Here is a 23,351-nt window from a genome sequence, read left to right on the forward strand (position 1 = left end):
TCTGTTCGCCTTCATGCGCTGGTCTTTTCGTCGCCCGGCAACACGTAATCTGTTCCCTCCCAGGGCGAGAGGAAGTCGAAATCCCGGTATTCCTGCTTCAGCTCGACCGGTTCATAGATCACGCGTTTCGCTGCGTCGTCGTAACGGACCTCGACGAAACCGGTAAGCGGGAAATCCTTGCGAAGCGGGTGGCCTTCGAAACCGTAGTCGGTAAGGATCCGGCGCAGGTCGGGATGATCTTTAAACATGATGCCGTACAGGTCCCAGGCCTCGCGTTCGTACCAGTCCGCGCACGCAAAGACCGCGCAAGCCGATGGGACCGGCGTGTCCTCGTCGGTTGCAAGCTTGACGCGAAGCCTGAGATTGAGACTGGGTGATAGAAGATGGTAGACGACGTCGAAGCGGGCGGCCCTGGCCGGCCAGTCGACGCCGCAAATGTCGAGGAGGCAGATGAAGCGGCACTGCGGATCGTCCCGCAATGATCCAAGCAACTCGACGACATGATCGGCATCTGTGATCAGGGTCAACTCGTTCAACCGAAACTGTGTTGCGAGGACCGCTTCAGCCCGATTGGCAGAAAGGTGATCAAGCAGGGATGTAAACTGCACTTGCATTGTTTCTTGCATTGGAGCCTCCGGTTGCCGTCCAACAAGCGATGGCAGCACATGTTCCCGGCGGATCACGATTTCGATGTGGCGATGCGAACCACGCCGATGAGGCGGAGGCGACTTCCAACCAGGCAACACTGGCGGGCTGGGGTTGATCGGAATGAAGTTGACGTGTGCCGGTGAGGGTTGACGGCTTTGAGCGTCACTGTGGACGTTGAGGCATTCGCCAAAGCACGATACCCGCCCGCTCCCTCTCCTTGTCGTACGAGCACGGTAACGGCGATATGGCATTGCTGTTTTCGTGCTTGCAGCGACGAGGAGGCGGTCACCTCACTGGGCGATGTCGATGAGGCGGATGGGATCCAGCCATGCGGACTTGGCAGAGGCGAAAGATGCGCAGTGGAACAAAGAGGCCTTCGCGCGGTTCGAGCGGACAGACGAGGGCAACAATGTCCCGAAGCGGACAACGGGCCAACTGGCGGTCGCATGGCGAGCGACAGCAGGCTATGGCGCCGATCAGCTGAACTGGCTCGCCTCGCCGATATGCGAACGGCCCGACCTCCACCGGGCTGCCGAAATGACAAATGCGCAAGCACTCCCCGAACCGTAGGTGCTTGCGTTTGCACTCAGAGGCGGTAGGACGCTTGCTGTCTGTCCTCCAATGCAGAGACCAGAATGATCCTAACGCTGAAGGGCGTCACAAAGTCCTACCCGACCGCCGAGGGGCGGGTCGATATCCTCAAGGGGGTCGACCTTGACGTTGCAGCCGGAGAGGCGGTCGCGCTGACCGGCGAGTCTGGCAGCGGCAAGAGCACGCTTCTGCACCTTGCCGGCGGACTCGACCGGCCCGATGCCGGTCTTATCACCATGAACGGCGAAGATATCGGCGTCTTCGGCGATGCTGATAGGGCGAACTGCCGTCGAACCGGGGTCGGCCTTGTGTTTCAGCAGTTCAACCTCATTCCGTCGCTCAGCGTATCGGCCAATATCTCCTTTCACGCCAGACTTGCCGGCCGACATGATCGTGCCTGGGAGGAGCAACTCATTTCCGCACTTGGGCTCCAAGACTTCCTGGGGCGTTACCCCGAGCAACTGTCTGGAGGCCAGCAGCAGCGCGTCGCCATCGGCCGGACGCTTGCCGCTAGGCCGCCGCTGATCCTGGCCGACGAACCGACCGGCAATCTCGATGAAGAAACCGGCGATCGTGTTCTCGAGCTGATGCTGGCGCTGGCTCGATCCGCCGGCTCGGCGCTGCTCTTCGTCACGCACTCGACGAGGCTGGCCGATCGCCTTGACCGAAAGGTCGTTCTGCGCGGCGGAAGGATCGTATCATGATGCTCTGGGGCATCCTGGCGCTTCTGTCGCATTGGCGACGCAGACCGATCCAGTTTCTAACCCTCATCTTGGGAATCGCACTGGCGACCGCGCTCTGGTCGGGCGTTCAGGCAATCAACGCCGAGGCCCGCGCAAGCTATGCCCACGCTGCCGCGATGCTGGAGCAGGATGGGCTGTCGCAGCTCGTTTCGACGAGAGGCGAGGGGATTTCCATTGCCACATATGGCCGATTGCGACAGGCAGGGTGGAACGTCTCGCCGGTCATCGAAGGAATGGCGACGCTCGGCAAGGTGCGCCTGCGGCTTATCGGCATCGATCCCCTGACGATGCCGCAGACCGGCCTGGCGTCCTCGATCGTCGGCAAACCCGATCTGTCCGCATTTTTGTCAGGCGAGCGGCTGGTCGTCTCGCCAGCCACCGCCGAGAAGCTGCGGGGCGAGACCGAAATGATGGTCAGGATCGCAGATCAGGTTCCGGAGGGAGCGGCTTTTCTGGATATCTCGGCGGCCGACACATTGCTTGGTGCGCGAGGCGCCATCAGCTGCCTGGTGATCGCGCCCGATCAAAAACCCGATCTGGCGCCGCTTGGCGCACTCGCTCCCGATCTCAGCATTCGCCAGAGCGAACAGACAGATGTGGCGCGGCTGACCGACAGCTTTCATCTGAACCTGACGGCCTTCGGTTTCCTGTCCTTCACCGTCGGGCTATTTATCGTCTATTCGGCAACGGGCCTGGCTTTCGAACAGCGGCGGGGAACATTTCGCACGCTGGCTCGCTCGGCATTTCGCTCCGCGCGCTGACCGTCATGCTCGTGCTCGAGCTTGCAGCTTTCGCGTTGGTGTCTGGCCTGATCGGTGTCGTCTTCGGCTACTTCATCGCCTCTGCCTTGATGCCGGGCGTGGCCGCGACACTGCGAGGTCTTTACGGCGCCTCGGTCCCTGGCTCGCTTACGCTGCGCCCGGAATGGTGGCTTGCCGGCATGGTGATCGCGCTGGGAGGCACCGCCATCTCGTCGGCCCAGAGCCTGTGGCGTGTCTGGAGACTTCCCGTCCTGGCTGCCGCCCGGCCGCGAGCCTGGGCGCGCGCTTCCTCGACCGGACAGATGTACCAGGCTGGGGCCGCGGCTATTCTTCTGACTTCGGCGTTCTTTCTTGCATGGACGGGCTCGGGATTGCTAAGCGGATTTGCCGTTCTCGGCTGCCTGCTACTCGCTGCGGCTCTCATCTTTCCCCCGCTTCTGGCCCTTGCGCTCGCTTTCGCGCAGGCACAAGCGCGCGGTGCGCTCAGTGAGTGGTTTTGGGCAGATACGCGCCAGCAACTACCCGGATTGTCGCTTGCCTTGATGGCGCTGCTTCTGGCTCTCTCCGCCAATATCGGCGTCGGCACGATGGTCGCTAGCTTTCGGCTCACCTTCATCGGCTGGCTGGACCAAAGGCTTGCCGCCGAACTCTACGTGACAGCCGGCAACGAGGATGAAGCCAGGCGGCTGCGGGAGTGGCTGGCTTCCCGATCCACCGCCGTGTTGCCCATCTGGAACGTCGATGGAATGGTTGCGGGCGAGGAGATGCAGATTTTCGGCATCGCGGACGATCCAACTTACCGTGACCACTGGCCGCTCATCGCCGCGGCCAGTGACACTTGGGATAAGGTTGCAGGCGGACAAGGCGCGATCGTCAATGAACAGATGTGGCGCCGCGGCATGGCGGCGATCGGACAGACCCTTGCCTTGCCCGGCGGATGGCACGTCCCCGTCGTCGGGATCTATTCCGACTACGGCAATCCGAAAGGGCAGGTAATCGTCGGTCTGGATGCTCTGGTCGATCATTATCCGCAGGTGGCGAAACTTCGCTACGGGATCCGCGTTCCACCTGACGGGGCGATCAATCTGAAGCGCCAGCTCGTCGATGAATTCGGCCTGCCACCAGACGCGATCGTTGACCAGGCAAGCCTCAAGCAGCAGTCTAGAGCAATTTTCGAACAAACGTTCAAGGTGACCGGCGCGCTGAACGTCCTGACGCTTGCCGTGGCGGGCTTTGCGATGTTCTCAAGCCTATTGACGCTCTCCGCCATCCGGCTGCCACAGCTGGCGCCGGTATGGGCGCTCGGCTTGCGCCGGCGCGATCTCGCCCGATATGAAATTCTCAGAACGCTTGCGCTTTGGCTGGCGACCTTCGTCGCTGCCATTCCGGTCGGTCTCGCGCTGGCGTGGGTTTTGCTTGCACTCGTTAACGTCCAAGCCTTTGGCTGGCGGCTTCCCATGTCGGTCTTTCCGCTCGACTGGGCCTGGCTCGGCGCCACTGCGCTGCTTGCTGCGCTGGTCTCCGTCCTGGCGCCGGTGCGTCGGCTGGGCGTGACCGATCCGGCCGACCTGTTGAGGATATTTACCAATGAGCGCTAGAAGCTACGCCATCCTTCTTTTCGTATTGGGGGCGGGATGGCCGGCGCCGGCCGCGTGGCCGCAGGGATTTGCAGGTCTTGGATCCGACGCTCGCGGCTTTTCGGTCCCTCAGCGTGGTCATGAGCTAAGCTTTCCAGCCGACCATGGCCCGCATCCGGACTACCGCATAGAGTGGTGGTACGTGACAGCCAATCTGCAGGGCGAGGATGGGAAACAGTACGGCGCGCAATGGACCCTGTTTCGCTCGGCGCTCGCCCCCGTCGAGCGGGAAGGTTTTGCTGACCCGCAAGTCTGGATTGGCCATGCCGCGGTAACCTCGAACACGGGCCAATTCGTTGCCGAAAAAATTGCCCGTGGTGGTGTCGGACAGGCGGGTGTGACGCTCGCACCATTTCGAGCATGGATCGACGATTGGGAGATGAAAGGCACCAAGTCAGCGCTCGACGCCGATTTGCTGAGCACACTTTCGCTGAGCGCGGCCGGAAACGGCTTCAGCTTCAGCTTAGGCCTTAAGACGGATAAGGCGCCGATCCTCCAGGGCGACCACGGATATTCTGTCAAATCTGGCGAAGGTCAGGCAAGCTACTATTACTCACAGCCTTTCTTCGATGTCGATGGCGCCATTATGATTGCGGGCTCAAAGATCAACGTGACGGGCAAAGCCTGGCTGGACAGGGAATGGTCATCGCAGCCGCTTTCCGCCAGCCAGACAGGCTGGGACTGGTTTTCACTGCATCTCGACAGCGGCGAGAAGGTCATGGCCTTCCGTTTGCGCGACGGGAAAGCAGGCTTCATGTCCGCGACGTGGATTTCGCCCGACGGCCGACCTGAACCACTCCCGCCAAGCGCGATCAGATTGGATCCGATACGCCAGGCCTTTGTCCAAGGGCGGCAGGTACCGGTTGCCTGGCGCGTTCGTGTTGCCGACAAAGGCCTCGATGTCCTGACTGAGCCACTTAACGACCAGGCGTGGATGGCGACGTCCACTCCCTATTGGGAAGGTCCGATCACGGTGAAGGGCTCACGATCGGGCAGAGGGTACCTGGAAATGACAGGCTATTGAGACAAACGAGTAGAACATCCCCGGTCTTGGGTGCAGCCCGGGGATTGCCGATATGTAGTGTGGACGCGGCGACCGCTGGAGAGCGGTCAAACCCTTGCTGGAGAGCATGGCTGCCGCGCCAGCAAGAAAACACGTTGAAGGAAGGATTGTTCCGGACGGTGCAGGTTCAATGAGCGGGATCGGCTTGACGCGCAGCCATCGCAAGGCCCGCAAGGATGCTTTCGTCCGTGAAGGGCTTGGCAATGACCGCAACCGATCCGGCCAATCCGTTGCCGACTTCGGTTGGATTTGCGGTTACGAAAACGACCTTCATATGAAATCGATCGATCAAACGGCGACCAAGCGCGGCGCCGCTCGATCCGTCCGCAAGTCCAAGATCGACCAGCGCCACATCCGCTCTCGGCGCATGTGCAAGCGCCTGTTCAACCGTGGCGACCGGGCCGACCGGACGGTATCCGGCATCGGCCACGATGCGTTCGAGCTCCAGCGCAATGATGGACTCGTCTTCAACTATCAGAACCCGCATGCAACTCCTCCAAGTGAACCCGATGAGATAGAAGGCGCGAGCCGGATGTCGAGGCGCATCACGCTTGCTTGATCGCAACCGAGGTCTGGCAAAAGGGCAAACAATGGGCCGATGGTTCAACCATACCTGCTCCTGGCATGCCTGGGCTTCAGTCCAGCGCATCGGTTTATCGTGGCGCGATCGCTCAGGAACGATTTGCTGGATTGGCCGTTTCGATCGTGTTGCAGGTTATCAATGGAGATTTCGACATGGGCAGCACAGCTGACAAGGTAGGCGGCAAGGCAAACGAACTGGCCGGCAAGGTCCGCCAGGGCGTGGGCGACGCCATAAACGACAGGGATATGCAGGCCAAAGGCCTGGCGCAGGAAGCAAAAGGCGATGCCCAGCAGGCCAAGGGCAAAGCCAAGGACGCTGTCAAAAACGTCGTTGACCGGGCCTGATCTGGCCGAGCTCGTCGACCAAAAGAACCCGCCGTGCATCGGCGGGTTTATCGTTTTTGAAATCCACCGATCTCATGCCGACATGAGGATGTAATGGAAAATGAATCGAAAGCGCTTGCCGATCAGTATCGGCGTCTTGGCGGCCGCCGCATCGCGGTCATGGACGACAATCTCGCCTCGACACGAGACTGGGATGGCGACCCTTCACAAGCCGCGACTTTCTGGCGCGAGCGTATTGCGTCGCTGCCCGAACGTGACAGACGAGATGTGATCTCGTTCCTTCCTTCACTCAATGACGAAAGTGGCGAGCCGGGGCCGTCTTAGGGAAGAGTTGAAACGAGTGCTTGAAGGAGTGGTTGCGCCAAGCGGCCTGTGCCAAGCGACGCGAGGCTCGCGCCCCATCAACCTACACATAGTGGAAGGCGGGTTTCACGTTCTCTTGCAACGGAGGGATAGGATCTGGGGGAGGGCATATTCGATTGTCGACATTGCCATAACGGAGCCCATGGTCATCGGCATGGCGCGCAATTTGGCGCTGCCCCAGGCTGATGTCGTTGAAGGCGGCGAGAATCTTCCCCGGTTTTGTCAGCTACGGCCCCGCGCAAAAGGCCGCGCCCCTTATTCATCCCTCAGTCGAAACCGTCCGTCTTGCCAGTGCGGTAGATGATGACAGGATCTCCTTCCTGACCGAGGGCTGGAATACCGTCGCGGCGCGCGACGAGGACCCCGGCATAAGCGCGGGCAATTGACTTGGCCTCTTTGATGGCATCAATCTCCGAGCCGTCGCTGACTGTTTCCCAGGCCTGAACGGGTTGACCATGCTCATTCAAAACGAAGGCGAAGATACTGATTGATCTTAATGTTTCAGGCATGGCAGGCTTATGTCCGCAATCTGCTTTCACAGACGATTAATCAGGCGACTATCACGATCCCTAGTCCGATACGGCCGGCCGCGGCGGAGCGCGAAACCCGGGGCTGCTGCGGCTGGAACGATGAGCTTCGGCTTGGCCAACGCGCTTGCCGTCGGCGGGACGCGGTGAGATAGTATCGTCCGCTTGTAATTCTGCGGGCTCGGCAAAACGATCCTTGTCGTCCATGGCGTCACTTTCGGTTCGAGAACTGCGGCGCAGGCATGCGACCATTGGCGTTGGTGCGGCCCGTTTGCGGATCGGCTTGCGTGACGCCCCCATTGCTCTGCCGGCTGTTGCCCATGTTCACCGGCGGCGCGCGCTGATCATCGACATTGGTCTCGGGCAGCTCATCGTCTTGACTGTCCTCGTTCAGGGACTTGGGCGGCAACTTGGCTGAAGCGGGGATGGGGTTGTTCGACATCGCAGGTCTCCTTTGCAATTAACAACTCGGCTGGCCCGCCTCGGTTCCACTCTCGCCGATGAGAAGCAATCCGGTTTCTCGGATTAGACGGCGTCGCCCGATGCCGATGCCAACCTGCCCCGCCTACCGAAACCATTTTCGAGACGACACGTTTGCTGTTGGAGAAAATCTAGAGGTGAGCGTGTCCGATCCGCATTCGTCCCACATCAGCGGCGACCATTCCGCCGCCCCATCCCATACGGGCTTCACCGATAAGTTGGAGCTGTCGGCATTCGCCTTCCAGCGTACCCGCTTGCCGATGGTGGTGGCAGACGCCAGACAAGACGATTTACCGCTCGTTCTCGTCAATGATGCATTCCTGGAGCTTACGGGCTATGGTTCGGAGGAGGTTCTGGGACGAAATTGTCGGTTCCTCCAGGGGGAAGGAACTGCGCGCGCGGCAGTTGCCGAAATTCGCGATGCGATCATGACAGAGAGGGAAGCCATCGTCGAAATCCTCAACTACAAGAAGGATGGGACACCCTTCTGGAATGAGCTCCACCTGAGCCCGCTTCACGACGAGCAAGGGCAACTGACCTATGTCTTCGCCTCCCAGGTTGACGTCACAAATTATCGGCGCGTGCAGGCTTTTGAAGAAGCCGAACGCCGCCTCCTGCTGGAGATCGATCACCGCACGAAAAACGTTCTGGCCATTGTCGACAGCATCGTCCGGCTATCGAAGGCCGACGATGTAAAGGTCTATTCCACGGCCGTGCAGCGACGGATACAAGCGCTTTCGCGCATCCACATGCTTCTCGCCGACAATGGTTGGAAAAGGGTATCGCTCGCCGATATCGTGCACACACAGACCGAAGCCTTCGGCGCGGAAAAGATCGAAGTCCTTGGCCCCGATGTGATGGTGGCAGCAGCATCCGTCCAGCCGCTTGGGCTTGCCATTCACGAATTGGCGGTCAATGCAGCCGTTCATGGATCGCTGGCCCGCGAAAGGGGCGCGCTCCGGGTCAGTTGGAACTGCGTGGGCGAGGGCATTTCGCTGGAGTGGAGGGAAGAAGGACCACCCGTCCCGTCAAAGAGATCGGGTCGAGGCTTTGGCAATATTTTACTTGCCGCCGTCGTCGAAAACCAGCTCGGGGGCAAGATTCGACGGCAGTGGTGTCCAGACGGTCTGCGCCTGACGATTGAACTCCCGTCCTTGGAAAGGATCGCCGGCAGTCTCAGGCGTCTTCCCTGAGCAGCCAGATGACGCCCTGCCTTCGACCGCCACCTTCGTCCCGATCACTATCCGGCGGACCTGGCGGTGACAAAACAGCTAAACCCTCGGGACTTCGTGCTAATCCCAACGGTTCACTGCCACCCCGTGCATCCGCAACGTGAACCGGCAAATGGCCTATGCGATCGCAATATCAGGGTGATCGGCTTTTCGAACAAATTACGAGGTTTCCTCCCAAGCTGACGAGGAACCGTTATCTTGTTTCCTCAGTGACGATGTCTATCGCCATCGCCTCATCATCGCGAGCTGGCGCTACGAACCGTCGATCGCGGGAGGGCAACGGCGTTCTCTACAATCTGACTGTTGGCCTGGAGCTGCGAGATCCCGAGTTGCACGACCTTGATCATATCGGTCATACGTTGGCCGAAAGCGTCCTGATATTCGTCTAACGTTGGTGTCTCCTGTGCAACGTGAATGAGTGCAGAAATCCGGTTCTCTTTGATTGCTTTGGCGCCGACAGCCCAAACACGGTTGAATAAAGTTCTGTCATAATCATTAATTGACATATTGATCCATTGATTTGCGCCCTCTACGAGAAAAGCCCCGCGAGGCGGGGCAAGTCGAGTGCATATGGAAAAGCGAGAAACAGCGCATTGTTTCCCGCGTCGCTAACGCAACCCACCGGTAAAAGTTCCTTAAGACTTGCTCGATTGTCGGTCCCCCTCGACCTATCACTAGCTCTGTAGAACCGTCTAGTTTCAGCCGCCGGGGTAACTCCTTCTCGCGACCAAAGTAAGAAGCCCACCTCGTTGCGCTTCCGATAGAACAATTCCATCACTCTGTTCTTTTGAGAGCAAAGCACCGCTGCCATATCGTCCAACTGCGAACAGTGGGCGAAAAGGTGCCCGCCGAAGCGGGCTAGTTTTTTGGGGGAACAACAGGGAGCGGATCGCGCAACGCTGCTGGGACGCAGAGCCTGGGTGACTTGCCGCACGATCCAAGCCTTTAACCGGGGAGCAACAAAAATGTTCCAGACGTCTTTCAGGCAGTGGCTGCATCTCTCGCGAAATTCATCAACGAATTCCTCAAGCAAAAACATGATGTCATTTGCCGATGATCATTACGGGATCCCGCGCTATCGGTTAAGCAAATCGAGCAAGTTGAGCTGCATCTCAGGCAGCCTGTACGGGCCGGAGTTGCGAAGATCGGGGCGCCATATATTCGGAGGATCGCAAGTCCACCGACAGCCTGGCAGCTGGCGGCATAGCGAGAAAAGAAAACCCGCCGGGGTTTGCGGCGGGTTTTCAGAAGAGCAGCGTATCAGGGTCAGGCGAACGGCTGCTCTCCAGCTGATGGCTCTTCAGCAGAATGAGATTTATGGAACGAGCAGAGCTTTTCCAGCGCCCTCGGATGAAAAGTTTTGGCTAGGTTAACGCCATTCGCACCGCCTGATGATCGAGGCTCCGGCCTCGCGCACCAGCGACGGTTGGGTGTGGCGTCGACTGGTCCTAAGTTGGAGCCGGCTCCAGATTATCGTTAGCCCGAACCGCGTCGGACAAGTCGCCACCGGGCGTAACCTTTCTGCCCCAGGTACTGGAAAAGCAATGAATCACGAGGGATTTTTTGCCGGGCGCGAGGCGCGCCAGGTCGCAAGTTCCGAACGCTTCTTCTCTTGTGCGAGGTAACTGATGAATTCCTCGATGGAAAGCATGATGTCATCGCCTATGATCAACGCGGGGTTTTCTGAAATAAGCTCAGAAGCAACACGGGCAAGTTGAGCTGCATTCTCCTCGTCTTGGCAGTACACCTTTGCGATGCCGGCCAGATCTGCGGAAGCGGGAGGCGGAGAGAGATTCATGGATGAGTTATTCGAACAGGTAATTTACGAAAAAGGATCGCGCTGTCGGCACCGACCTTTTTCATCGACTTCTGCAAGTTGCGACGTTTGAGAAATGAGAAATACGCGAACTGCGGTGAAGGGATGGTGAAGCTGTCACTGTCTGGCAACAGACCATCGGCGCGTGCGCTAGCGCGTTGATGCGGCTGATACTCGAAGTCTCCATCCGCCCTATCATCAACGACGTGCGTGCGCCCTGTGACAGACGAAATCATTCACGTTGCTGAGCAATTCGTTGAACAAGAGCAAACAATACTTTCTCGAAATCCGGATCATCCAGAAGGGTCGGATCGCTTGCAACTGTTTGTAGCGCACGCTCTGCAAGACGAGCAGCATCAGCCTCTGTCTTCGCGTAGCGCCTCGCATGCCGATGCAATGTCTGGAATGCAGAGGGTAGATGTTCAGTAAGCACGAGACACCCTTCCTGTCCGGTCAGCGGGTGCACGTATGAACACTCAGTCATCAGCGCCAACGATAAGTCTGCTGGTGATAACCACATCTTATGACCGAGCGCGGCTTATGGAAAGGTCGCTGGAGGTTTGGTATGCTGGCGTACGGTTCACGGCCAGTAGTCAGCATCTTGATCAGCGCATTTTTCGGGACCTAACTCTTGTCCCATCTCGCGCCAATAAACAGGAGCAACCATCTCCCCGTACCTTTCGGGCTCCTTCCCGAACGGGTCGCGACCGCCTCGGCAATGCAGCTTCAAGCGCTCAATGAACCGCTCGCAAAATTCCTCTTCGCTCATGGTGGATAAGCTACTACACACACGAATTCCGTCAATAAATCGTGCGATATCGTACAGAATCCGGTCGTCAAGGAAGGGCACTGGCTGTGCTAACTTTGTTCTTGTTCCTCGTCCGAACTCTATTCCCGCAGATCCTTTCGGATCTTTTACACTTGCTGAAGTTGCTCGTTAGGTCTCAGCTCCTGAACTGACTGGCCTATGATTCTCAGCACCGAACTCTCTACGCGAATTACAGAAAAATTAACTTTATACGCGTGCAGTGCCGGAACATTTGATATTGCTAATAAGTTGAATTCTCGATTGGCTTTGGCAGTACCCACCTTAGGGTAATGAAAAAATGCCAGTCCTGGAGTGCGCGCCCTCCTCATTTTTGTCATCGAGGTTTTTCGGTCAAAGGTAGGAGAATTCCATGCAGAGTTACAGAAGGGCCATGGTTGCCATGGCGCTGGGTTGCGTAGGCGTAATTGCGTCAGCGCCGGCGATGGCTTTAGATATCGGCGGACGGAATGGCGTCAGTGTCGGACGCAATGGAAGTGGTGGTCTGGGCGTTTCGGTCGGCGGAAGTAGCGGCGTAAACGCTAGCGTGGGAGGCCGTTCCACAGGCGGACTCGGTGTCGACGCTTCGGTTGGCGGGGCAAGGGGAGTCAACAGCAACACAACGGTCGGCGGGGGTAGCGGGCTCGGCGTGGGGACCAGAGCCAGCGTCGGTGGCGCCAGCGGGGTCAATGCGAATGTCGGTGCCAGGGTCGGCGGTTCGAACCTTGCTACCGCAAACGCTAATGCCACGGTGGGCGGTGTTGATGGGGTTGCCGCTGACGTGGATGTCAAGGCAGGGGGATCCAGACTTGGAACTGCACGGGCCAGCATCGGCGCCGGCGGGACCACACTGGCCGACATCCTCTTAGGAAGCGCTTCGGACACTGACGCGGACAGTGCAGGCCGTGTCGGTCAAGCCCCGAATGCCGTCGGTCGATCCATCGGCTCGGTAAATCCGAGCGCGGCACGCGCCTTCAACGACATGTCACCGGGTGAACGAGCCAAGGCGAAACTTCGTTGCAAGGATGTCCTGCGTTCGGGCGGCTACGATGCAAGCTTGACTAAGCTCTGCAAGATGGTCGTTTCTATGTGATAGCCATACATTAACAGGAGAATGCTCAGGAGCATTCTCCTCTTTAACAACAATTCATCCGCTGGAAACTGTTTCATCCCTGTTTCTTGTCCGGGTTCTCTTCCCGCAGTTCCTTTCGGATCTTTTGCATTTCTTCGTCAGCATCTTTCTTGAGCTCCTCGCGGTTCGCATCGGCGACCTTTGGGTCACTTCGCTCGGAATCACTTGAAGCGTCTCTATTCTTGTCCGTCATAGACCTATTCGCTCAATAGAGGGATGGTGGGCCGCGGGGCGCGTCATGTTGTGCAAGATTGATCCGAAAGGAATCCGCGCCCCACGATCCGACATTCGAACCAAGCTAGGCAAAGATTGTTCCCATCCGTTCTTTGTGCACCTTCTGCAAGCGCTGGCCGGTCGAAACGGCATTGGAAGGGCTGGGCAAGGCAGAGGATGTCGGACGACATGAGCAACAAAATGACGCCCATAGGGTCTATCACCGCCCAGCTTGGTGAGCGGGTCACGAAACTTGGCCGCCGGCAAAACCGATCTCGAGACAGAGGGGCGATCCGGCTTCATGCGAACCAAACGCGAGCCTCGATCGCGGCCTATCGACGAACCTTGCCGAGCGCAACAAGCCGCAATGGCGGGCGCTGCAGTGGCATTGTGTTCACTCCTAGGCTCGGCGGCCTGGCGCAACTGCCGATCCGCGAGGAGACCGCCGAGCTGAGGCTTCCCTCAATATCCTGGTGACAAGATGGTTACCCAGCAGGAATTGGAGCGGCGAACCGCTCGATCGGCGGCGAATCGGGCCCGAGCCGGTCCAAATGTGAACGGCCTTCGCGATGCAGAGGCACCGCGGAAGGAGCGCGATCGCGTGTTTGACAGGTACGATCAACGGTACATAGATCAGCAGCGCCAGATGGACGAACTGGAACGCGCCCAAGGAAGCGTCTACAGCCCTCGGGATGTGGTTTGAACGATGGCGAGCGACTGGACCGGCTTGAGCGTCTGCGCTCAAACGATGGAGGCTGAACCCCGCCCGACTAGCGACTGCTCAACCTATCTTGGGCTAGTCTGTGAACGATTACGGCCAATGACTTTCTTAAGTCGCCGCCGTCGATGCACCAAGGATCTGAAGAAATCATTTCCAGGGCTTGTTCGGCTACCTGCTTCGCGTCGGCGTTGCTTTTGAAATAGCGTCGTCCGATTTTCATCAGTTCGTCGTTGATTGGGAACGGGCGTTCCTGAAGCATGGTCGCCCTCCTTTTTTAGCAAGCGAGAGCGCGTAGGAACCCTCAGCCGTCAGCGCCTGCAGATAGATGGCTGTCGGTTTTGTGACGCTATGCTCCATAGGTAGTTGTGTCTATATCAGGCCGCTAGCGAAGCCTGTTGCGTACGGTGGCGCACCAAAGGGCGAAAAGCAGAGAGCGCAGGGAACTACGCTGCTGTGGTGAGGGTGCGACACAGACCAGAGGAGCTTGCCGCCCAAGGTGGAGACCGGCGATCGCAGCCAAAGCAGCGATGATAAGCGGCGGGCCGATGTTCGATGACAGGATCTCGCTTATAAATCGAACCATGAGATGGCTCCAACTCAAGAAATCGCCAGAGGCAAGGACGGGTCGGAATGACCTGGGCGCTGCCGTGGGGCGGCGAAAGGAAACTTCGGTTTACTGCTCACCCGCCCCTTCCTATATGGCCATTCAGGCGGAGAGGGAAGTCACTTAACTGCCTGAAAAGACTGGTATTCCCGACTCGGCTGTGACCTTTGGAATCACCAACTTCTACCGCGTGGGAAATCCGCTTTGCAGACACCCTCATTATACCGGTCTGCATGTGGGCTCCAACGGCGCGGACTCGAAGCCCGATCATCCCGCGTCGTAGTCCCCCTCCGGCGATACGAAGGCTTCTCGATCCCTCGTCCGGGACGCGTTGACCTATTTCGAGGCAATAGCCTCAACGCGCGTCAGATGCATGTGAAGGTCTGGCAAGATTTTGTTCGCTGTTTTCTTGAGCTCGCCATCCGGACCGTCTTTTGAGAAGCGATCGAAGAGTTCAACCGCTTGCTGATGGGCCGTGACCTGTGTCGACAGATAGGCCTGATCCAGGTTCTCCGGATCGGCACTTTGCAGAGCTTCGATTTTCTGACGATGTTCGCTATCGAGTTCCGACGGTAGCGCAATGCCGTCCTTTCTAGCTGCCTCGGCTAACAATGGCCCGGCTTTGCCATGATCCACCAGCATGTCCTGAGCGAACTGCCTGGCGTCGGTGGCCTTGCCTTTGGCGATCTCGATCTTGGCAGCTTCGATCTCGAACTGGTTCGAAAGCGCAGCCTTCGTGGCGAAATCGGCGGCGTGCTTGGTCGCTGCGTCGTCGGCAGCCATTACCGGGATAGCCGAGATGATGATCAGTGTGGAAGCGAATAAGATCTTCATGGTGCTCTCAATCAATGGGACCTGTCGCTAACATGGGCGCGGGCCAGAAGTTCCCGACCTGTCGCATGAAGGTCGATGCGGTTGAATGGGGAACATGCAGGAGCGACGGGGGTTGGAGGAGGTCATCAAGCAAGGAGACCACGTGATGGATTTGGGCGAACGACAGAAGGACGCAGAGCAGATTACCGAAAGTGCAACGCAGGCAAGACAGGGTCATCGAGGTCGTCCGGTTCTCGTCGTGCTCGTGAGCGCGCTTGCCCTTGCGGCTGTAGCTTGGAGCGTCTCGGAGTTCTGGGGCGAAAGCATCGATAAGGATCCACAGGCGACCGCCTCGACAAAACCTGACCCTATCAATTCCCAGCCGAGTGGCCCCAACGCCTTTGACGACAACCCAGCAGCCGGCGCAGGCAGGCCACCGCAGGCCAGCGACCGCGATCCCACCCCCACGGGAAATGGCGGCGGCCCGACAATGGTGACAACACCGAGCGGGACCGAGAAGGTCCGTTGACGCGGGCTTCCTTGATAAACTAATCGCGGGACAGCAGGTTCTCCAAGGTGGCGAATTGGCAGCTTGCGCCCGCCGCCGCAGCTAACCGCTATTTCGAGTGGCCGCTGAGAACGAGGTTCCGCGCGGGCGTTTGCATGGTGGTCGGGTCATAAGGGATTAGCCACCTCCGGCCACGCGCTCGGAAGACGGCGTTCGGACTGCGTAGATCGCGAAAGCCGTTCTCCGCGTGCAGCGGAGCGGGAAACATTCAGCCTGGTCTAGACGCGAGAGCGGTTCTCTGCGGGATGGCTTTCGCCGTGTTGGTGGCGCGAAGTGCAGCGAATGGCCAAGGCGGTAGGTGAAGCAGAACGAGCCCCTGAGCATGGCTTTATCGTTGGCTAGACCTGCTCCTCTCGCAAAAGCTTGGACAGTTCGGCGGTATCGCGAACGCCGAATTCAAACCAGTTAAAGAGTGCCCTCGCTGCTGCCTGTCCACGATCACTCGACGTATCGCAATTATGTTCAGTACACCAATCTTCGAGGATGCGGTCCAGTTGCTGCAGTATCTCGTTTGTCAGCGGCTCTTTCGGCCAGTCAGTCTTACTCATAAGGTGTTCCTCATTGATCTGCTGCTTTGTGGCCGCTCCATCGCGGCCGAGGCGCCGGTGGAGGGTTGGCGCGGGCGCGCGCAAAAGGTTTCCACACAATGTGGTGTGGCGAACTGTGGCGGGGGCTGAATGCCTCTCGAGATCGGTTTGCAAAATTGCACAGCAGGCGGGTCCCCGCTGACAAGGGACCTTGCCACCCAGTCGAGATCTTTGAGGTTCTGGAGCCGCTAGACGGCCTCTTCAGCATTCCCTGAATCGGTCCGCACGGCGGCACAACATTCGTCACCGGTCCCGCGCAAACGGGAAAAGCCGGAACAATCCTGTCCGATCGAGGTTGGTAGACATCCAAACAGCAGACAAAAAGGGAGCAAGACCATGCCGGAAGATGTCAAATCTCCGCAGGATCATCCAACAACCCGTAGCACCACGGGAGACCCTGATGCGCCAGGCTCTACACAGCCGGCGCCGTCGCTCAACGATCTGAAACAGAGGGTATCTGAAGATCTGAACCAGGCAAGGGACGCCGTCTCGGAAAGCAAGGCGACCGTCATGGGCAAAGTCGAGGAGACGGTCGTCGATCAGAAAAACTTTGCAGCACGGCAGGTCGGGGGCATCGCAAGTGCGCTCGAGAAAGTTGGCGACGAGCTGGAGAGCGGCGATCAACGCGATGTCGGGCGCTTTGCCAAGCGTATCGGTCGCGACATTCAGGCAATCGCCACCGACATGGAAGGAAGGGATCTCGGTGAGATCGCCGGCATGGCGGAAGATTTCGGTCGAAGAGAACCGGTCGCCTTTCTAGGCGCTGCAGCCTTGGTCGGTCTCGTCGCAAGCCGGTTTCTAACCGCCTCGGCAAAACGGTCGAGGACGCCGACTGCATCCGATCAATCAGGAGGAAGCAACAATGGCTAAGGCAAATGAGAACACGCCGCTATCGGAATTGATTGGCGGTCTTCTCTCCGATGTCACGGGACTGCTGCGAAAGGAAATCGATCTGGCAAAGACCGAGGTTTCCGAAAAGGTCAAGAAGGCCCTGAGTGGCGTAGAGTTCCTGATGATCGGTCTCGTTCTGGCTATTGGTGCCGTCGGCGTGCTTCTCAGCGCGCTGGTAAGCGGGCTGGCAGTCGTGCTTTCGCGATACGGTATCAGTGAGGTGAGCGCCAACGCGCTTGCAGCCGTCATCGTCGGCTTGGTCATCGGTGCAATCGCCTGGCTTCTCATCGCCAGGGGCGTCACCGCCCTGCGAGGCACGGAGCTCACGCTCGACCGCACCACGGCATCTCTTCGTCGCGATGCCGAAATCGTTAAGGAGAAAGTGTAATGGCGCATTCTTCCGACAAATCTTCGGCCGACCTGCAACGCGAGATCGACACCGATCGCCAACGGATCGAAGCCCGTATCGACGCCATCCAGGAGCGCATGTCGCCCGGACAGCTCGTTGACGAGGTGATCGCCTATGCAAAGGGCAGTGGCGGCGCCGACTATATCACCAATCTTGGAAAAGCGGTTAAGGCCAATCCCTTGCCTGTCGCCTTGATGGGCGTCAGCCTGGCCTGGCTCGTCGCCAAGCAGGGAACGGCATCGCAACAGACCCCAGCAGCCGTCGACAGACAGAACCTGCCTCTCTATCCCGCCCGCGGAACGATCAGGCGGGTGGGGCCGCCGGAGGAGATTGGCGGGGTACGCTACAGCCATTTTACCGACGAGGCCGGAGAGCGGTTCAAGGCCTTGACGGATGAAACGGGCCGGCGCGCCGGCGATTTTCTCGATTCGACCGGAAAGGCTTATCGCGGCTTCTCAGATGCCGCTGGCGAACGCGTGTCGGCCATTCGCGATGAAGCCGGGTCGATACTCGATGCCTCTCTCGGCTGGGCGTCCGATACGTGGAGCACCGTCAAGGACGCCGTTGGCGGCGCCGCGCAGTCAATTGGCGACGCCGCGGGATCGATATCGAGTACCGCAACATCCACGGGAACGGCACTGCGAGAGCAATCGGGCCGATTGAACGATGCCATCCTCTCCCACTTCCGCGATCAGCCTCTCGTCGGTGGCGCTCTGGCATTTGCGGTCGGTGCCGCAATCGGAGCGGCGCTGCCACACTCACAGCAGGAGGACGAGGTTCTCGGCGAGGCGGCAGACGCAATCAAAGCGAAAGCTGCGACCCAGATTGATCAAGCCGTAGACCGAGGCAAAGAGGTTGCTTCGGATATGGTCGATAAAGCTGTATCGCTGACGGCCGACGTTCACGATGCCGCAAAGGACCGCCTTGGCGAGGAGATCAATGCTCTGAAAAACAAGGATGCCGCTCGATAGGCTGCGGCAGAGTGCTGAAGCGCGATGTTCCGGCTCGCGTGTCAGCACGCTCATCCTTGGCACGCTCTTTTTCCGCGCGGACCTGTGCAATTGCCGCACTGACACCGGGCAGTCCACGCAGCCAATTGACGAATCAGGTGCGACAGGGTCGCCAGCTGTGGGCGCCGACAAGCGTCTGCGGCCGGGTTCGCTTCAGCTTTCAACAAGCCTGCGCGACCGAGACATCGTCGCTGGTAAAGCGATGAATGGTTGCGGATAAATTCCCCAGTCAGTTTGTATGAACCCCACCCAATAACTTCGCCGAGATGGAAGGAATGGAAGACGTCTCCGCCGTCTCTTCATGAAGAGGCAGTGCCATCAGCCGCGAATATTCAACTTCCGGGATACCATAGGCTGGACCCGCAAGAACGGCGAGCTTATTGCGATCGCGGATGACGATCTGATTTCGAGTTGATCTTATCATGCCGTCACCCTCCAGGATGTGAAGGGCGTCCGTCACAGACGATCTTCTGACGCCGAGCATCGTTGCGAGGTACTCGTGGGTCAGGTTGAAACTGAAGCCGCGAACGCGATCGTGCACCATGAGCAGCCGGCGCGCCAGACGCTGGCGAAGATCAAACTTGCCATTCGCAAGTGCAGTATAGCTGACCTGGACAGCCAACGCTCGCGCGAAGCGTGAGGCCAGAAGGCGGAGGTCTGGCATCTGTGCCGCCGCCTGACGAGAATCCTCCGCCGCCATCACCACCGAATAGCCCTCAATCTGCATGAGCAATTCATAGGGCGTCTGCGGATCACCCACGGCAAGTCCGCAACCGGTCATGCCTTCATGACCGATAAGGCCGCTCTCGATCCGCGTTCCGTCCGGCGCAATAACAATAACCGAAGCGATGCAATCCAAAGGAAAATAGACACGTGAAACCGCCTGGTTCTGGAGCTCCATCAGTGATCCGCGCGGGACAAACACCTTTTGCATCAGCGGTGCCAGCGTGTTCAGTTGATCAGCGGACAAGGCGCTAAGAAGGCGATTTTCGCGCGCCTCCTTTTGACTGACCGATTCTCGATAAGTTGCATTCAGCAATGCGGATGCCAGGGCATCATCTTCAAGCGGTTTTCGAAGAAGAATCTTGTCTCCGTGCCTGGCCGGAACGACTTGAGGGTCGTAGCCGGTTGCGAAAATAAACGGCAGCGCGAGCCTCTCCAGCTCGTCCGCTACCGGAAAAACCATCTCTCCGCCAAGAGAGATATCGAGTATTGCCCCGGCAAGAAGCTTGGCATCCTGGATTTCCCTCAAGGCGCTCCTTACGTCGGCGACCGGCCCGATCACATCGATGCCCATCGTGCCAAGACGCGAAGCGAGATCGGACGCGATATAATAATCGTCCTCGACAATCAGAACACGTTTGCCGGAAAGGGTCTGTGGCTGTTCCATCTCGCACACGGTCCAAGTTAATGGTGGCGCCTGCAACGCTTGCCGACCGCCAGCCGGCGCAGCTGCTCCCGAAACAAACGGTCGCAAAGGCAAGGAAGTTCCGTAATTCTGCACGTTGATTGGGGCTCTTGGCGGCCCTTTCGTCACTGCGAGGCCCCGGTTGCCGGTTGCAAAACGATCCGCTCTCCTCCGAGTGGATCACACCGAAGCGCTTCCCGATACAATCATCGTCCACAAAGATCACAAAGCCACCGTGCTTCTCCAGTCGGCCAGGCCGGCCGCAGCCAGGACGCTTACCGAGGATTGTGGCAGCGATGTGCGGGGGGCGCCGAACTTAGGGGCACCCGTGACGGCCAGGGGAGGTGCTTTCGACCGATAGCCGGAACGGGTCTAGAGGCGCGTTGGCATTGCGCACTGCCAGACATCAAAGAGCGAGTGTTGATCGGAGATTCTTGTTTGCCGGGGGGCCTCGCTTCAAGCCTTGTTGGAAAAATCGATCGCTGTGAGGGGAACCTTGCGGGCATGGTGCTGTTTGGGGGCGGTCTATCCGGGGGGCATGGTTGCGTGTGTGAGCCCACTGGAGGTGATTAATGCGACGAGTTTTCATTGTAGGCATTCTGACCGGCCTTTCCTGTGCGACATATGCCCATCAAGCACCGTCCGGCTTTCAATACGCCCCCTACTGCTGCAATGGCGACGGCGAGAGCGGGGATTGCCAGCCGATCCCGTCGGAGGATGTCAAGATCAACGGTGCCAACTATGAGATCGCACTCAAACCAGGAGACCATCGAATGGCGACCCGCCTGCACTTATTTTCCGTTCCCCAAGCGAAGGCGATGATGTCTGTGGATGGCTTCTATCACCTCTGCCTCTTTCCCAATGAAGATGTCGTACGTTGCTTTTACGCGCCTCAAATGAACTTCTGAAACCCCCCGAGGCCCGCGGTCTGATGAAGACAAAGCGAAAGAGGATCTGCCGCTCATTCGTGTCGATGGCGTTGCGCCCGGCCCCATCTCGACCCTGCGGCAAGTCAGCGGAGGGGCAACGATGGAAAAGCTCGAGACTTTCGGCTCCGACACGCCGATGAGCCCAGCCGGCGGAGGCGGCGAGCCTTAGCCCGGCGGGCGCAGGCGCGTCGATAGAAACCATCACGTTAGCCGGATGACGTCCCGGAACCGGATCGTAGCGACGAGCCTACCGGCTTCGTCCGTGATCTCGAAGCGCATTCCGTCAATATGTTCTTCCTGCAGTATCATTTCGGCTACCATTTCTCTGGCCGAGCGACGCGCTTCCGATCGCGCGGCCTCGAGCGAGGGCAGGTCCATGCCATCTTGGTCAACATCCTCGACGTTTTTTGATCGAATATTGAAGAAAAACAGCATTTTCGGCTCCTTGCCTGCAAAACGGCAGACACCTCAACTGGTTCCCCTCCGCTCTGCAGGAACTCACCGCGTGTCGCAAACACCCTGCACCTTTTGTCTATTGGGCAGCCGAGCTGGCGCCAACGGTGAGGCGCTGATCACGATGCTGATCGGGGACTTTATTGGACGCGGGGCGAGGCGCGTCAACGCGCTACCTCCAACCCGAGTACACCAACGGGATCGACTGGCCTGGTTCGATTCCCCTGGTTCGAACATGAAGCATCAGGTGTCAGGCAACATGCCTTAGCGGTATTTGCGGGAAACGAACCGGCAAACGCCGTCATTGGCATGATCATATCATTGTGAATGTCTGTAGCTTGGGGGAACGCCCGTTCCATGGAACGGCTCACTCAATTTGGTCGATTGACCGGCAATCATGACGATAAGATTAGTCTTCCGCAGAACTCTCGGGTCCGTTCTGCGTTTTCAAGATCAAAGCGGGGTGTCAAGGATGCGCGTGCTGATCGTCGAGGATGAGCTGGAAATTGCCGTTGTGATCGAGGACGTTGCCCTTAAGCTCGGGTTCGACGTGATTGGACTTGCGAAAAATGCAGCCGAGGCCATTCAGATGGCGGGCGATGCGGATATCGCAGTCGTTGACGTCCGCCTCGCCGACGGCTTGTCAGGTCCACAAATTGCGCAGGAGCTAGTCAGCCGCTACGGTGTTGGTGTGGTCTTCCTGACTGGTAATCCGGAACTGGTTGCAACCGACCTTCGCATATCCGTCGTGACGAAATCGCCGGATCCAGGCGCTATCGCGAAAGCCTTGAGCGATGCCGCAGCGTCGCGGCGGTCGCGATCAAATCTTAGATCTTAAATAAAGATTTCTTGAGCATGTTGTCTGCTACCGTACAGAACATTCAAACGGCGAAATCCCGCAACACTTCATAATCTTTCGTCAATACTGCCATGGTCTATTTCCCCTAAATTCATGGGGAGCAACATGCCGGCAATCCTTCGTTTCTTGATCCTCGTTTTTTTTGTGCCTGTTGCAGCGATCGCGGCGGACGAGGATTGGCGTGTCTCCAGAACCTCGGGCCAAGTCAGGTACACGCTCGACCGCGCGACCTGGGTCGATCTGCATGCTGGCGACGCCGTTCCCAACGCGGCGTGGATATTGACGGGGCCTCGGGGCCGCGCGCAGCTCGTCCGTGGCGTTGAAAGCATAGCTTTCCAACCGGGCACGATGGCTTCGATCACCACGACCTCGGGCTTCTTCTCCAGGAAGACACAGGTCGTCCAGCAGGTTGGCGCGCTGGATCTGGAGATTGAAAAGCGCAGCCAGCCTCATACCACGGTGCAAACCCCCTTTCTTGCGGCCGTGGTGAAGGGCACAATATTCCATGTCAGCGTTGGCAAGACGAAGGCTTCGGTATCCGTGGATCGAGGGCTTGTGCAGGTCACGTCTTTTGCCAGCGGCCAGCGATCGAACGTCGGGCCTCGCCAGAGTGCCACAGTCGACGGAGCACGCGGTATGACGGTAGCAGGCAAGGCTTCCGCTCCATCGGTGACTTCGGTTGCACCGTCTGTCGCCCTGGTCCCGGCTGTCGGAGCTGCAAAGCTCTCCGGTAAGGCGGCAAAGGAGGCAAAAAGCGGCGTGTCCAGCTCGGATGCGACGTCCGAGGCACCCGCCGGCAATGGCAAAGGCAAAGGTGATAGTCGTGCCAGCGGAAATGACGGCCGCAGTTCCAGCAGCGGCAATGGAGGCGGCAACAGCAATAGCGGCGGCAATGGCAGCGGTCATGGCGGTGGCAGCGGCAATTCCGGCAATGGCAACGGACATAGCGGCGGCAGCGGCAGTTCCAGCAGCGGCAACGGAAATAACGGCGGCAGCGGCGGCAATTCCGGCAATGGCAATGGCGGCGGCCAAGCCAACGGCGGCAAGGGAGCGAGCGGCAACAACGGCAGCGGCAACAATGTACATGGCCAGGGCGGCGGCAACAGTGGAAAGGGAAACAACGGCAACGGAAATGGGCAGGGCAAGAACAAGTGAGAGCGA

General features: G+C 58.8%; 25 protein-coding genes and 2 pseudogenes. 15 read left to right on the forward strand and 12 right to left on the reverse strand.

Annotated features, from left to right (window positions below):
* Positions 1-11: 11 nt before the first annotated feature.
* Positions 12-614 carry an NADH-quinone oxidoreductase subunit C gene (locus FHT93_RS19640; protein ID WP_113208061.1) on the reverse strand — a complete coding sequence of 201 codons (603 nt, stop codon included), beginning with the start codon at positions 612-614 and terminating at the stop codon, positions 12-14.
* A 669-nt stretch (positions 615-1,283) separates the two neighbouring features.
* On the opposite strand from FHT93_RS19640, the gene FHT93_RS19645 reads away from it, so the two are divergent.
* From FHT93_RS19645 to FHT93_RS19655, 3 genes and pseudogenes are all read left to right on the forward strand, one after another.
* Complete coding sequence (locus FHT93_RS19645) at positions 1,284-1,943, forward strand: ABC transporter ATP-binding protein (protein WP_183849033.1); 660 nt, start codon at positions 1,284-1,286, stop codon at positions 1,941-1,943.
* Positions 1,940-4,341: pseudogene (locus FHT93_RS19650) on the forward strand (ABC transporter permease). The gene FHT93_RS19645 and the pseudogene FHT93_RS19650 overlap by 4 nt, the downstream one beginning before the upstream one ends.
* On the forward strand, positions 4,331-5,404 hold the full coding sequence (locus FHT93_RS19655; RefSeq protein WP_183849034.1) for a lipocalin-like domain-containing protein: 1,074 nt from the start codon (positions 4,331-4,333) through the stop codon (positions 5,402-5,404). The pseudogene FHT93_RS19650 and the gene FHT93_RS19655 overlap by 11 nt, the downstream one beginning before the upstream one ends.
* A 166-nt stretch (positions 5,405-5,570) precedes the next feature.
* On the opposite strand, the gene FHT93_RS19660 is transcribed toward FHT93_RS19655, so the two are convergent.
* Positions 5,571-5,930 (reverse strand): response regulator, encoded by a 360-nt coding sequence (locus tag FHT93_RS19660; RefSeq protein ID WP_112543283.1) that lies wholly within the window; start codon positions 5,928-5,930, stop codon positions 5,571-5,573.
* 248 nt (positions 5,931-6,178) lie between these two features.
* On the opposite strand from FHT93_RS19660, the gene FHT93_RS19665 reads away from it, so the two are divergent.
* Positions 6,179-6,370 carry a CsbD family protein gene (locus tag FHT93_RS19665; protein WP_112543376.1) on the forward strand — a complete coding sequence of 64 codons (192 nt, stop codon included), beginning with the start codon at positions 6,179-6,181 and terminating at the stop codon, positions 6,368-6,370.
* Positions 6,371-6,463: 93 nt separating this feature from the next.
* Positions 6,464-6,694 (forward strand): hypothetical protein, encoded by a 231-nt coding sequence (locus tag FHT93_RS19670; protein ID WP_112543284.1) that lies wholly within the window; start codon positions 6,464-6,466, stop codon positions 6,692-6,694.
* A gap of 305 nt (positions 6,695-6,999) precedes the next feature.
* On the opposite strand, the gene FHT93_RS19675 is transcribed toward FHT93_RS19670, so the two are convergent.
* Together FHT93_RS19675 and FHT93_RS19680 are read right to left on the reverse strand one after the other, a co-directional pair.
* Positions 7,000-7,242, reverse strand: a complete 243-nt coding sequence (locus FHT93_RS19675) for a hypothetical protein (RefSeq protein ID WP_112543285.1) — start codon at positions 7,240-7,242, stop codon at positions 7,000-7,002.
* Positions 7,243-7,471: 229 nt separating this feature from the next.
* Positions 7,472-7,702 carry a hypothetical protein gene (locus tag FHT93_RS19680; RefSeq protein WP_112543286.1) on the reverse strand — a complete coding sequence of 77 codons (231 nt, stop codon included), beginning with the start codon at positions 7,700-7,702 and terminating at the stop codon, positions 7,472-7,474.
* A gap of 175 nt (positions 7,703-7,877) precedes the next feature.
* On the opposite strand from FHT93_RS19680, the gene FHT93_RS19685 reads away from it, so the two are divergent.
* Positions 7,878-8,933 carry a PAS domain-containing protein gene (locus FHT93_RS19685; protein ID WP_348649785.1) on the forward strand — a complete coding sequence of 352 codons (1,056 nt, stop codon included), beginning with the start codon at positions 7,878-7,880 and terminating at the stop codon, positions 8,931-8,933.
* 1,588 nt (positions 8,934-10,521) lie between these two features.
* Here FHT93_RS19685 and FHT93_RS19690 read toward each other — a convergent pair.
* Both FHT93_RS19690 and FHT93_RS19695 read right to left on the reverse strand, forming a co-directional pair.
* Complete coding sequence (locus FHT93_RS19690; RefSeq protein ID WP_112543289.1) at positions 10,522-10,770, reverse strand: hypothetical protein; 249 nt, start codon at positions 10,768-10,770, stop codon at positions 10,522-10,524.
* A gap of 250 nt (positions 10,771-11,020) precedes the next feature.
* Complete coding sequence (locus FHT93_RS19695; protein ID WP_162710046.1) at positions 11,021-11,221, reverse strand: hypothetical protein; 201 nt, start codon at positions 11,219-11,221, stop codon at positions 11,021-11,023.
* Between the two features lie 1,021 nt (positions 11,222-12,242).
* On the opposite strand from FHT93_RS19695, the gene FHT93_RS35590 reads away from it, so the two are divergent.
* A complete protein-coding gene (locus tag FHT93_RS35590; RefSeq protein ID WP_246781655.1) occupies positions 12,243-12,686 on the forward strand; it encodes a hypothetical protein in 444 nt (147 codons plus the stop codon).
* 73 nt (positions 12,687-12,759) lie between these two features.
* On the opposite strand, the gene FHT93_RS19705 is transcribed toward FHT93_RS35590, so the two are convergent.
* From FHT93_RS19705 to FHT93_RS19715, 3 genes are all read right to left on the reverse strand, one after another.
* Positions 12,760-12,918, reverse strand: coding sequence for a hypothetical protein (locus FHT93_RS19705; protein ID WP_183849036.1), 159 nt, complete (start codon positions 12,916-12,918; stop codon positions 12,760-12,762).
* 790 nt (positions 12,919-13,708) lie between these two features.
* Complete coding sequence (locus FHT93_RS19710; protein WP_183849037.1) at positions 13,709-13,918, reverse strand: hypothetical protein; 210 nt, start codon at positions 13,916-13,918, stop codon at positions 13,709-13,711.
* A gap of 681 nt (positions 13,919-14,599) precedes the next feature.
* Complete coding sequence (locus tag FHT93_RS19715; protein WP_348649786.1) at positions 14,600-15,046, reverse strand: DUF4142 domain-containing protein; 447 nt, start codon at positions 15,044-15,046, stop codon at positions 14,600-14,602.
* Positions 15,047-15,242: 196 nt separating this feature from the next.
* Here FHT93_RS19715 and FHT93_RS19720 point away from each other — a divergent pair, with 196 nt between their 5' ends.
* Positions 15,243-15,605 (forward strand): hypothetical protein, encoded by a 363-nt coding sequence (locus tag FHT93_RS19720; RefSeq protein WP_112543381.1) that lies wholly within the window; start codon positions 15,243-15,245, stop codon positions 15,603-15,605.
* Positions 15,606-15,982: 377 nt separating this feature from the next.
* Here FHT93_RS19720 and FHT93_RS19725 read toward each other — a convergent pair whose 3' ends face one another.
* Complete coding sequence (locus FHT93_RS19725; protein ID WP_112543294.1) at positions 15,983-16,192, reverse strand: hypothetical protein; 210 nt, start codon at positions 16,190-16,192, stop codon at positions 15,983-15,985.
* A gap of 375 nt (positions 16,193-16,567) precedes the next feature.
* Between FHT93_RS19725 and FHT93_RS19730 the strand changes: the two genes are divergently transcribed.
* From FHT93_RS19730 to FHT93_RS19740, 3 genes are read left to right on the forward strand one after another with little or no spacing between them, the layout of a single operon-like run.
* Complete coding sequence (locus tag FHT93_RS19730; RefSeq protein ID WP_246781656.1) at positions 16,568-17,101, forward strand: nutrient deprivation-induced protein; 534 nt, start codon at positions 16,568-16,570, stop codon at positions 17,099-17,101.
* A complete protein-coding gene (locus tag FHT93_RS19735; protein ID WP_112543295.1) occupies positions 17,094-17,510 on the forward strand; it encodes a phage holin family protein in 417 nt (138 codons plus the stop codon). The genes FHT93_RS19730 and FHT93_RS19735 overlap by 8 nt, the downstream gene beginning before the upstream one ends.
* Positions 17,510-18,502, forward strand: coding sequence for a DUF3618 domain-containing protein (locus FHT93_RS19740; RefSeq protein WP_112543296.1), 993 nt, complete (start codon positions 17,510-17,512; stop codon positions 18,500-18,502). Before FHT93_RS19735 ends, FHT93_RS19740 begins: the two co-directional genes overlap by 1 nt.
* 268 nt (positions 18,503-18,770) lie before the next feature.
* Here the strand turns inward: FHT93_RS19740 and FHT93_RS19745 are convergent, their stop codons facing one another.
* Positions 18,771-19,931: a helix-turn-helix domain-containing protein gene (locus FHT93_RS19745; protein ID WP_183849039.1), complete on the reverse strand. Its 1,161-nt coding sequence runs from the start codon at positions 19,929-19,931 to the stop codon at positions 18,771-18,773.
* A gap of 590 nt (positions 19,932-20,521) precedes the next feature.
* Between FHT93_RS19745 and FHT93_RS19750 the strand changes: the two genes are divergently transcribed.
* A complete protein-coding gene (locus tag FHT93_RS19750; RefSeq protein ID WP_183849041.1) occupies positions 20,522-20,857 on the forward strand; it encodes a hypothetical protein in 336 nt (111 codons plus the stop codon).
* Positions 20,858-20,912: 55 nt separating this feature from the next.
* Positions 20,913-21,045: pseudogene (locus FHT93_RS35595) on the forward strand (NAD(P)-dependent oxidoreductase); the annotation flags it as partial.
* A gap of 34 nt (positions 21,046-21,079) precedes the next feature.
* Here the strand turns inward: FHT93_RS35595 and FHT93_RS19755 are convergent.
* Positions 21,080-21,313 (reverse strand): hypothetical protein, encoded by a 234-nt coding sequence (locus FHT93_RS19755; protein WP_183849043.1) that lies wholly within the window; start codon positions 21,311-21,313, stop codon positions 21,080-21,082.
* A 490-nt stretch (positions 21,314-21,803) separates the two neighbouring features.
* Here FHT93_RS19755 and FHT93_RS19760 point away from each other — a divergent pair, with 490 nt between their 5' ends.
* The gene (locus tag FHT93_RS19760) at positions 21,804-22,169 is read left to right on the forward strand and encodes a response regulator (protein ID WP_183849045.1); all 366 of its coding nucleotides are present in this window, start codon (positions 21,804-21,806) and stop codon (positions 22,167-22,169) included.
* Positions 22,170-22,295: 126 nt separating this feature from the next.
* Positions 22,296-23,345 carry a FecR domain-containing protein gene (locus FHT93_RS19765; protein ID WP_183849047.1) on the forward strand — a complete coding sequence of 350 codons (1,050 nt, stop codon included), beginning with the start codon at positions 22,296-22,298 and terminating at the stop codon, positions 23,343-23,345.
* Positions 23,346-23,351: the final 6 nt, after the last annotated feature.

Source organism: Rhizobium sp. BK379 (genome assembly GCF_014193955.1).
In the GTDB taxonomy this organism is placed as follows: domain Bacteria; phylum Pseudomonadota; class Alphaproteobacteria; order Rhizobiales; family Rhizobiaceae; genus Rhizobium.